14 protein-coding genes are annotated in these 9,030 nt (G+C 72.2%); 7 read left to right on the top strand and 7 right to left on the bottom strand.

Annotated elements, in window-relative coordinates; translation table 11 throughout:
• Positions 1–949: 949 nt before the first annotated feature.
• The gene (locus tag FL583_RS39700; RefSeq protein WP_142710089.1) at positions 950–1,591 is read left to right on the top strand and encodes a GNAT family N-acetyltransferase; all 642 of its coding nucleotides are present in this window, start codon (positions 950–952) and stop codon (positions 1,589–1,591) included.
• Between the two features lie 163 nt (positions 1,592–1,754).
• Here the strand turns inward: FL583_RS39700 and FL583_RS39695 are convergent, their stop codons facing one another.
• A complete protein-coding gene (locus tag FL583_RS39695) occupies positions 1,755–2,141 on the bottom strand; it encodes a PPOX class F420-dependent oxidoreductase (protein WP_142710088.1) in 387 nt (128 codons plus the stop codon).
• A complete protein-coding gene (locus FL583_RS39690; protein WP_142710087.1) occupies positions 2,141–2,809 on the bottom strand; it encodes a DUF899 domain-containing protein in 669 nt (222 codons plus the stop codon). The genes FL583_RS39695 and FL583_RS39690 overlap by 1 nt, the downstream gene beginning before the upstream one ends.
• Before the next feature lie 81 nt (positions 2,810–2,890).
• Here FL583_RS39690 and FL583_RS39685 point away from each other — a divergent pair, with 81 nt between their 5' ends.
• The 3 genes from FL583_RS39685 to FL583_RS39675 are packed head-to-tail and all read left to right on the top strand — an operon-like array spanning position 2,891 to position 4,000.
• A complete protein-coding gene (locus tag FL583_RS39685) occupies positions 2,891–3,352 on the top strand; it encodes a winged helix-turn-helix transcriptional regulator (RefSeq protein WP_142710086.1) in 462 nt (153 codons plus the stop codon).
• Positions 3,352–3,546, top strand: coding sequence for a DUF1905 domain-containing protein (locus tag FL583_RS39680; protein WP_142710085.1), 195 nt, complete (start codon positions 3,352–3,354; stop codon positions 3,544–3,546). The genes FL583_RS39685 and FL583_RS39680 overlap by 1 nt, the downstream gene beginning before the upstream one ends.
• Positions 3,547–3,568: 22 nt before the next feature.
• Positions 3,569–4,000 (top strand): hypothetical protein, encoded by a 432-nt coding sequence (locus FL583_RS39675; protein ID WP_142710084.1) that lies wholly within the window; start codon positions 3,569–3,571, stop codon positions 3,998–4,000.
• Here the strand turns inward: FL583_RS39675 and FL583_RS39670 are convergent.
• Both FL583_RS39670 and FL583_RS39665 read right to left on the bottom strand, forming a co-directional pair.
• Entirely contained in the window at positions 3,997–4,788 is a 792-nt protein-coding gene (locus tag FL583_RS39670) for an SAM-dependent methyltransferase (RefSeq protein ID WP_205752876.1), read from the bottom strand. The two genes, FL583_RS39675 and FL583_RS39670, sit on opposite strands and share 4 nt — an antisense overlap.
• 68 nt (positions 4,789–4,856) lie before the next feature.
• Positions 4,857–5,612, bottom strand: coding sequence for a DUF72 domain-containing protein (locus FL583_RS39665; RefSeq protein WP_142710083.1), 756 nt, complete (start codon positions 5,610–5,612; stop codon positions 4,857–4,859).
• 43 nt (positions 5,613–5,655) lie between these two features.
• Here FL583_RS39665 and FL583_RS39660 point away from each other — a divergent pair, with 43 nt between their 5' ends.
• Together FL583_RS39660 and FL583_RS39655 are read left to right on the top strand one after the other, a co-directional pair.
• Positions 5,656–6,162 carry a hypothetical protein gene (locus FL583_RS39660; protein WP_142710082.1) on the top strand — a complete coding sequence of 169 codons (507 nt, stop codon included), beginning with the start codon at positions 5,656–5,658 and terminating at the stop codon, positions 6,160–6,162.
• 70 nt (positions 6,163–6,232) lie between these two features.
• A complete protein-coding gene (locus FL583_RS39655; RefSeq protein ID WP_142710081.1) occupies positions 6,233–6,790 on the top strand; it encodes an isochorismatase family protein in 558 nt (185 codons plus the stop codon).
• On the opposite strand, the gene FL583_RS39650 is transcribed toward FL583_RS39655, so the two are convergent.
• From FL583_RS39650 to FL583_RS39640, 3 genes are read right to left on the bottom strand one after another with little or no spacing between them, the layout of a single operon-like run.
• Positions 6,771–7,175 carry a DUF6069 family protein gene (locus tag FL583_RS39650; RefSeq protein WP_142710080.1) on the bottom strand — a complete coding sequence of 135 codons (405 nt, stop codon included), beginning with the start codon at positions 7,173–7,175 and terminating at the stop codon, positions 6,771–6,773. The two genes, FL583_RS39655 and FL583_RS39650, sit on opposite strands and share 20 nt — an antisense overlap.
• Positions 7,172–7,612, bottom strand: a complete 441-nt coding sequence (locus FL583_RS39645; protein WP_170324115.1) for an SRPBCC family protein — start codon at positions 7,610–7,612, stop codon at positions 7,172–7,174. The genes FL583_RS39650 and FL583_RS39645 overlap by 4 nt, the downstream gene beginning before the upstream one ends.
• Entirely contained in the window at positions 7,609–7,914 is a 306-nt protein-coding gene (locus FL583_RS39640; RefSeq protein ID WP_142710078.1) for an ArsR/SmtB family transcription factor, read from the bottom strand. Before FL583_RS39640 ends, FL583_RS39645 begins: the two co-directional genes overlap by 4 nt.
• A gap of 100 nt (positions 7,915–8,014) precedes the next feature.
• Between FL583_RS39640 and FL583_RS39635 the strand changes: the two genes are divergently transcribed.
• Positions 8,015–9,004 (top strand): LLM class flavin-dependent oxidoreductase, encoded by a 990-nt coding sequence (locus FL583_RS39635; RefSeq protein ID WP_142710077.1) that lies wholly within the window; start codon positions 8,015–8,017, stop codon positions 9,002–9,004.
• Positions 9,005–9,030: the final 26 nt, after the last annotated feature.

Here is a 9,030-nt window from a genome sequence, read left to right as displayed (position 1 = left end):
TAGAGCGGAGCGGTGCGGCGCGGCACGGAGCGGCACGGAGCGGAGCGGTGCGGCACAGCGCGGCACGGCACAGCGGTGGGGCGGTGGGGCGTGGTTCGGCGTGGACGGGCGACGCGCGCTTCGCTGCGGAGGCGCCGGGCGTGCGTTGTACGGGGGTGCGGGGCGCCTCGTGACGCGGAGAGATCGGCGTTGCGCTACCGGCGGAGAAGCATTGCGCCGCAGGGGCGCTGGGCCGCACGTAGCCGCGCGGGTCCAGTCCAGCGCTTGCTGGCCCGATCCATACGCGGTTTTCTGACCTTCCGGGGTCTCCGGGGCCTCGAAAACCCCGGTAACCCGCGCATTTGTATGCCCGGGCCAGTGGCCGGCGGCCGGCTCATCAAGTTGTCCAGCGTGACCCGGGCGGCGCGGCCCGGACAGGGCATCCGGCGGGAGCAATCCGCCTGAGCGCGCACGGCGCCGGGCGCGCCAGCGCCCCCTGGCACGGCGCGGCCCGGCGGGCGCGGCCCGGCCGGCGCAGTCCCGGCTTCGCGTGCCAACGATGGTTCTCGCACGCGCAGGGCCACTCGTGAGGCAGCCCTCGAGTTCATGGGCTGGTTGATGCAACGGCGGGAGCCACCGCCATGGCGACTTTCTGTCGCGGGCTCGTCGCGAGTTCGGCGTGGCGGGCGACGCGACGGATCTGGGCGAGACCGTCGGGCGCTGACCGATCTGGTTCGCGCGGGCCAGGTCTGCTCCTTCGGCACCTCGAAGCAGCCCCCGTTCCAACTGATCACCGCCCGCGTCGTCCACCATGGACGCCAGCGAGCCGGGCGCTCGGGATGACACGTAGGCGGCCGGCTCGCGCCCGGGGCAGCAGCGACGGTGTTCGTGCTGGGGCACCCGGCGGCTCGATATGCGCCCCGCTCGGCCGCGCCGGGGCGGCAGCCCCCACCCTGCTACCGTGCCCGAAATGCACCCCACCCTCCGCCCCGCCACTGCCGCCGACGCGCCGGCCATCGCGCGGCTGCACGCCGACAGCTGGCGGCGCCACTACCGCGGCGCCTACGCCGACTCGTTCCTCGACGGGGACGTGCTCGCCGATCGCCGGGCCGTGTGGGAGTCCCGCCTCGCCGCCCCGGCCGCCAGCACGACGACCCCCGGCGCCCCGGTCACCCGCGCGACGCCCCCCAGCGCCCAGCGCGCCAGCGCCACGACCCCCGGCGCCCCCGGCGCCCCGGGTGCCAGCGCGACGATCATCGCCGAGTACGACGACCGCGCCGTGGGATTCGTCCACATCGTGTTCGATCACGACCCTCGGTGGGGCAGCCTGGTCGACAACCTGCACGTCACCGACGACCGGCGCCGGACCGGCGTCGGAACCCACCTGTTGCGCGCCGCGGCGCGCGCGGTCGCCGACCGCGGGAGCGTCGCGATGTACCTCTGGGTGCTCGAGCAGAACACCTCGGCGCAGGCGTTCTACACCGCGCGGGGCGCGACCCGCGGCGAGACGACTCCCGTCCCCGGCGACCCGGCCCGCCTCAACGGCTCCCCGCGCCGCATCCGGATGATCTGGCCGGACGCCCCGGCCACCTTCCGGCCCGAGCCCAGCTAAGGCGTGTTTCCTAAGCCAGCAGCCCACCGTGGCCGTGACCCAGACGACGACCGGCGGCGTTGTCGCCTCGTCCGGATACAACAGCGGTATCCGGACAAGGCTCCGCCTTGCCGGATCGCCGCCTGGGTCACGCCCGCGGCGTCCTGAGCTCATGAAACACGCCTTAGCCGAACGCGACCGCCCGGGCGGTGTCCGGCTCGATCAGGAACACCACCCGGCCGGTGCGCAGCCCGTAGTCCTGGCCGGTGTACTTGCGCGAGATCCGGTCGATGATCCGCCAGGCCTCGTCGCCGTCGACGACCTCGGCGACCCGGCCGCGGACGATCGCGGTCGCGTACGGGTTGGCCTGGTCGGCGACCGAGATCGCGACCCGCGGGTCGCGCGCCATGTTGCGCGCCTTCTGCGAGTCCGGCCCGGTCAGGATGGCCAGCCGGTCGCCCTCCCGGTCGATCCAGACCGGCACCGAATGCGGCGAACCGTCCGGCAGCACGGTGGCGAGATGCGCGATGTTGGTGCCCTCGACGAGCTGGGCGACGTCGGCCGGAATCATCAGTTGCTCCCGTATTCGTCGTGGGGGCGAAGCCACTGCATCGTCGGCGTCTGCGGCCAGCCGTCCGGAGAGTCCTCCCAGGCCTCCTGACGTCCGTAGGGCGTCAGATCGAGGAGGTTGAAGTCGAGGCGGAGCCGATCGACGCCGCGGCCGCTGGTGAAGTACGTACGGAAGACGTCGTCGCCGTCGCGGAGCAGGACGCTGAGGCCGAACATGCCGCCGAGGCCGAGATCGTCGCTGAAGTCGCTGCCGAAGCTGGAGTACCAGGGCACGGTCCAGCCCATCCGGCGGCGGAGCGGTTCGATCTCGTCCTGCGGGGCGCGCGAGACGAGGATCAGCCGGGTGTCGCGGGCGGCCAGGTGCTCGGCGGTGTGGTCGGCGAGGTTGTCGGTGAACGTGCTGCAGCCGCCGCACACGTGCGGGTCGTCGGGCTCGCGCATGAAGTGGTAGATGACGAGCTGGCGCTTGCCGTCGAACAGGCCGGTCAGCGTCGTCGTCGTGCCGTCGGGCGCGGTGAACAGGTACGGCTTGGTCAGCGGGGTCATCGGCAGGCGGCGACGTTCGGCGGCGAGCCGGTCGAGCGCGTGGGTGAGTTCCTTCTCCTTGCGCAGCAGCGCCTCGCGGGCGTCCTGCCACTCGGCGGCGGATACGACGGCCGGGCGGTTCATACGAGCCTCCTTCGTTCCTCGGGAAACCGAACCTAACATCGTCGGTTCCCTGAGGGAACCCTCTTTGCTAGGCTGGTCGACATGCAACGCACGCAGTTCGCCGACCTGGCCGCCTGCTCCATCGCCCGGACGCTCGACGTCATCGGGGAGCCGTGGTCGCCGCTGATCCTGCGCGACGTCTTCGTCGGCATCAGCCGCTTCGACCAGTTGCAGGCCGACCTCGGCATCTCCCGCAAGGTCCTGACGCAGCGGCTGGCGTGGCTGGTGTCGCAGGACGTGCTGGAACGTCGGCAGTACTCGTCGCGGCCGGTCCGCTACGAGTACGTGCTGACCGTGAAGGGGCAGGAGCTGTGCGACCTGCTGCTGACGATCGTCCGGTGGGGCGACCGCTGGACCGCCGGCGAGGCCGGCCCGCCGGTCCTCTACCGGCATCATGCCTGCGGCGAGATCGCGCACGTCGAGCCGGTCTGTTCGTCGTGCGGTCAGCCGATGCACGCGACCGATGTGGACGTCCTGCCCGGGCCCGGCGCTACGGTGCGGTAGTGGAGTACGACTTCGAGGGGCCGGTCTGGGAGTGGCGCGGGCCGTCGCCGTACCACTTCGTGACGGTGCCGGACGAGTGCGTCGACGGGTTGCGCGCGCTGGCGTCCGGGGTCAGCTACGGGTGGGGAATGGTGCCGGTCTCCGAGCGGGTGGCGGTGGACGACGTGGTGAGGGTCCGTATAGCGGTCGTATAGCGGGGTCTGGGATCCCTAGGGCATGCGACGATTCCCGGCGCTTCTGGTCGTTCCGGTCTTTCTGCTCGCGGCGTGCGGCGGGGATCCGTCGGACACTCCCCCAGCGGCACCCTCACCGTCGACATCGCCGTCGACGTCGACGTCGCCGTCGGTCTCTCCCTCGCCGGTGAAGCCGGCGTTCGCCGCCGCCGACGGGCGGAACCTCTCGGCCTGCGCCGACAACACCTGCGAGGTCATCGTGCGCAGCGGCGACGTGCTCCGGGTCCGCGGCGACCTCGGACCGTTGCACGTCCAGGTGTCCGGCGGCCTGGTGACGTTGTCGCAGACCGCGGCCAGCGGGTTCAGCAGCACGGTGACCGGTAGCGTCGGCGCGCGTCAGCAGATCAACAACCAGGTGATCTTCGTGATCGCGGTCGAGGGCGACCGGGCCGTCCTCCGCCTGCAGCCGGCTTAGGGCAGAGGTTTGCGGCCGACCGCGCAGTACACGTCGAGGGCCTCCGGCACCTTTCCCGGCGGCGGGCGCCACAGCGGGGTCGACACCACCCCGGGCTCGAGCAGCTCCAGGCCCTGGAAGTACCCGCCGATCTCCTCGGGCGTCCGCAGGTTGTACGGGTGCCCACCCTCCTTGGCGACCCGCTCGCTCTCGACGCTCTCCGCGCTGGTGCTCGTCCCGTCGCTGACGATCAGGTAGCTCCCCGGCGGCACCGCGGCGAGCAGCCGCTCGACGATCGACCGGGCCTCGGCGTAGTCGGCGACGTTCCCGAGAATGCCGATCATCGTCAGCGCGACCGGCCGGCTGAGGTCGAGGGTCCGCGCGGCGTCGGTGAGGATCCGCTCCGGGTCCTCGACGTCGGAGTCGACGTAGGCGGTCCGGCCCTCGGGGGAGCTGGTCAGCAGGGTCTGGGCGTGGGCCAGCACGAGTGGGTCGTTGTCGACGTAGACGACCCGGGCGTCGGGGGCCACGCGCTGGGCGACCTGGTGGGTGTTGTCGGCCGACGGGAGGCCGGCCCCGATGTCGAGGAACTGCCGGATGCCCGCGTCGCCGGCCAGGAGCGTGACCGCGCGGACGAGGAACCTGCGCTGGGCCTGGGCGACCGCGGCGATGCCCGGGTTGGCGGTTCGCAGCAGCTCGGCCAGCTCGCGGTCGACGGGGAAGTTGTCGGTGCCGTCGAGTAGGTAGTTCCAGACCCGCGCGCTGCTCGGCCGGGTCTCGTCGATGCCGGGGTCGCTCGATCCGTCCACAGTGGGCACCGTACCAAGCGGACCGTCACGCCGGAGCCGGGCACGCGGGACGTGGCCCCGGAGCGGGCCTACCCTTCGGTCATTCTCCGCAGCGTCTCCGCGTTGCGGACCGCGTGGCCGAAGCCGTCGTTGTTGAAGTACGCGAAGACCTCGCGGCCGGACGTCTGCCACTCGCGCATCCTCGCGGCCCACCAGCGGAGGTCGTCGTCGGAGTAGGAGCCGGCGTAGAGCCTGTGGTGATCCGGGCCGTGCAGGCGGACGTACACGAACGGCGCGGTCGCGCGGAGGATGCACGGCAGCCCGGCCCCGCTCATCACGCAGTAGGCCGCGCCGTGGCGTTCGAGCAGGTCGAAGACCGGCTCCTCGTGCCAGCTCGGGTGCCGGAACTCCATCGCGACCCGCAGCCACGACGGCACACGGCTCAGGAAGTACTCCAGCCGGGCGTCGTCGCGGGTGTGGGCCGGGTGGGTCTGCACGAGCAGGACCCCGCGCCGGTCGCCGAGCTCGTGCACCCCCTCGGTGATGCGGCCGATCCACTGCTCCGGCTCGTGCAGCCGTCGCGCGTGGGTCAGCCCGCGTGGGGCCTTCACCGTCAGGAGGAACCCGTCCGGCAGGCGCTGCCGCCAACCCGCGAAGGTCGTGGCCTTCGGCCACCGGTAGAAGCTCGCGTTCAGCTCCACCGTTCCGAATTTTCGGACGTAGTGAGCCAGGCGATCGCGGGTCGGTGTCCCCGGCGGGTAGAGGACGCCGTCCCAGTGGTCGTAGCTCCATCCCGAGGTTCCGATGTGCACGTGGAACAGGGTGCCCAGCCGGGCGGGTTTCATGGCTGGGCCGCCGCCGGGAGCGGAACGCGCTACCGTCGGCGGCATGGGCCGGGTCGCCCGCGTCTGGACCGCGCTCGCCTGCGTGGGCGTGGTGACCGCGTGCGCCTCGGGCGCACCCGCCCCGGATCGGCCCGCCTCACCGTCACCGGCCGGCTCGCCGTCAGCGGCTCCGGGCGCCTCGCTTTCGGCGGACGCCTCGCCGACGGGGGTTCCGGTCGCGTCCTCGTGTCCGGCGGATGCGGTGTTGGATCCGGTCGGGCTGTCGTCCCGGCGGGGGGTCGGCGCGGCGGTCACCGCGATCTTCTTCGCGCCCGCGGTCACGGTCGGGCGCGAGGTCAAGATCGTCTGGCAGATGCCCGGCACCGCGGGCTTCACCGTCCATGCCGACGGGCCCGGCGGCGCGCGGACCGGCCCGGTGTGGGGGCCGGCCGCGCACAGCGAACCCGACCAGTGGGGCACCGGCTGGGTGTTCCGCCGGCCCGGGTGCTGGACGTTCGTCGCGACCCGGGCCGACGGCGCCGCTCAGCTCACCGTCCGCGTGGGCCGGTGATGACCTACGCCGGAGCGGTTCGCCGCATAGCGTAAAGAAAAGGACCTCGCCGAGACGAACGGAGGCTTCCGTGACGACCTTGACCGACCGGCCGAACACCGCGCTGCTGGTGATCGACGTGCAGAACGGCGTGGTGGAGGGCGCGCACGACCGGGAGGCCGTGATCGCGAACATCAACACGCTGATCGGGAAGGCCCGCGCCGCGGACGTGCCGGTGGTCTGGATTCAGCACTCCGCGGACGACCTGCCCCAGGGCAGCGACCAGTGGCAGTACGTCGGGGAGCTGGAGCGGCAGGAGCCGGAACCGCTGATCCACAAGCTCTACGGCGACGCGTTCGAGGCCACCGACCTGGAGCAGGTCCTCGGTGAGCGCGCGGTGGGGCGGCTGGTGGTCACCGGCGCGCAGACCGACGCCTGCATCCGCTCCACGCTGCACGGCGCGTTCACCCGCGGCTACGACGCGATCCTGGTCTCCGACGCGCACACCACCGAGGACCTGAGCGCCTACGGGGCGCCGCCGCCCGGGCAGGTGATCGCCCACACGAACCTGTACTGGAGCTTCCAGAGCGCTCCGGGGCGGGAGGCCGGGACGGTCGAGACCGCGGAGGTCAGCTTTCCAGGCGCCTAGTGAGGGTGGGGATGACGATCGCCGCGGCGACCAGGTGCAGCACGAGGAGTGCGGCGGTCGTGGCGGCGGTCGCGCCGACGAGGAACGGCGGGACCAGGGAGATCGCGGTGAGTGTGACCGCGATGCGCAGGAAGTGTGTGGCGGGACGTTCCGACCAGCGCCGGCAGGCGCCCGCGAGCGCGACGCCGATCAGCGAGAAGACGCCGGTCACCACCGCGAAGCCGGGTAAGGGGATCGCCTCGCCGCCGTCGGGGAGTTCGAAGTCGGCGCCGAGCGCCCGGGCCAGCGCGGCGACGGCGGTGACCGCCACCATCGCGGTGAGCGTGGCGGCCAGGCCGGTGCGGATCAGGCCGGCGCGGCGGCGGGTCGGGGTCGCGGTGCTCATGCGCTGACCTGCGCGGCGATGCCCTCGAGGCACCACTGCCAGCCGGTGCGCAGGTGGTCGAGGGTGTCGATGCCCTCGACGGCTTCGACGGTGAGCTCGAGCCGGGTGCCGCCCGCGACCGGCCGGAACAGGACCGTGGCCCGGGACCGCTCCTTCATGCCCTCCCCCTCGGTGAGCGTGTCGAGGACGAGCTTCTCGACCGGCTGGAACACCGTGAACGTGGCCGTCTCGGTGTACTCGTCGCCGGCCGGGCGGGGGCCGAACCGCAGCCGGTAGCCGCCGCCCTGGTGGGCGTCGACCTCGCACTGGGAGAGGCGCCACTCCGGGTCCGGGAGGACCCAGCGTTCCAGCAGGTCGGCGCGGGTCCAGGCGGCCCAGACCCGGTCCGGCGGGACGGGGTAGGTGCGGTCGAGGTCGAACGAGAGCGGGCTGGTCACGAGTCCTCCAGGAGAGTGCCGAGAGCGTCCAGCCGGGTCGACCAGAGCGCCTGCTGCTGTGCGGTCCACTGGGCCACCGCGACGAGCGCGTCGTCGCGCAACCGGCATTCGCGGACGCGTCCGCGCTTGACGGTCGTCACCAGGCCGGCGTCCTCGAGTACGCGCAGGTGCTTGAGGACGGCGGGCAGCGACATCGACGTCGGAGCGGCGAGGTCGCCGGCCGACGTCGGGCCGCGGACCAGGCGCTCGACGATGGCCAGGCGGGTCGGGTCGCCGAGCGCTGCGAACTGACGGTGAACCATATGGTTTACCTTTGCCGGTGCGGGGGGCTCGTGTCAAGCGGCTTCGCGGGTGTTACGTTGAAACGGAGACAGTCTCCGTTCTTGACGATCCGAGGGCATCATGGGCTTCCCGCTATCGATCCTTGACCTCGCGCCGGTCGGCACCGGTGAGTCGGCGACGAGCGCGATCGCCTCGAGCGTCGCGCTCGCCCGGGCGGCGGAGGAATCGGGCTACCAGCGGGTCTGGTACGCCGAGCACCACAACATGCACGCGATCATGTCCTCGGCGACGAGCGTGCTGATCTCGCACGTGGGCGCGCACACGAGCACGATCCGGCTCGGCGCCGGCGGGATCATGCTGCCCAACCACGCCCCGCTGACGATCGCCGAGCAGTTCGGCACGCTGGCCGCGATGTATCCGGGGCGGATCGACCTGGGGCTGGGCCGGGCGCCGGGCTCGGACCAGAACACGATGTACGCGCTCCGCCGCGATCCCCGCTCGGCCGATTCGTTCCCGCAGGACGTCCAGGAGCTGAAGGGCTACCTGAGCGGCAACACGCTGGTGCCGGGCGTGAACGCCTACCCGGGCAAGGACTCGAACGTTCCGCTGTACATCCTCGGCTCGTCGCTGTTCGGAGCCCAGCTCGCGGCGGCGCTCGGTTTGCCGTACGCGTTCGCGTCGCACTTCGCGCCGCAGGCGCTGACCCAGGCGGTCGCGCTCTACCGTCGGGAGTACCGGCCGTCCGAGGAGAACCCGGAGCCGTACGTGATCGCGGGCGCGAACGTCCTGGCCGCCGATTCCGCCGGGGAGGCGGCCGCGGAGCTGGACGTGGTTCGCAGGCAGCGCGCGCGGTTGCTGTTCGGGCGGGGCCGGAATTTGACCGACGCGGAGACCGACGCGCTGATCGCGTCCGGAGCCGGGCAGCATCTCGACGAGATGATGAAGTACTCGGCGGTGGGGACGCCTTCGGAGGTTCGGGAGTTTCTGGAGGGGTTCCGGAAGGAAGCGGATGCGGACGAGTTGATCGTGACGCATCAGGCTTCGACGGTTGAGGGTCGGTTGCGGTCGGTGCGGTTGACTGCTGAGGCTATGGAGCAGGTTTCGGTCTGAGGGTTGGGCCGGGTGGCCGGGCGGCG

Origin of the sequence: Cryptosporangium phraense, from assembly GCF_006912135.1 — a bacterium.
GTDB classification, from domain to species: domain Bacteria; phylum Actinomycetota; class Actinomycetes; order Mycobacteriales; family Cryptosporangiaceae; genus Cryptosporangium; species Cryptosporangium phraense.
The sequence above is the reverse complement of the archived record's forward strand: the minus strand, read 5'-3'. Positions and strand labels throughout refer to the sequence as shown.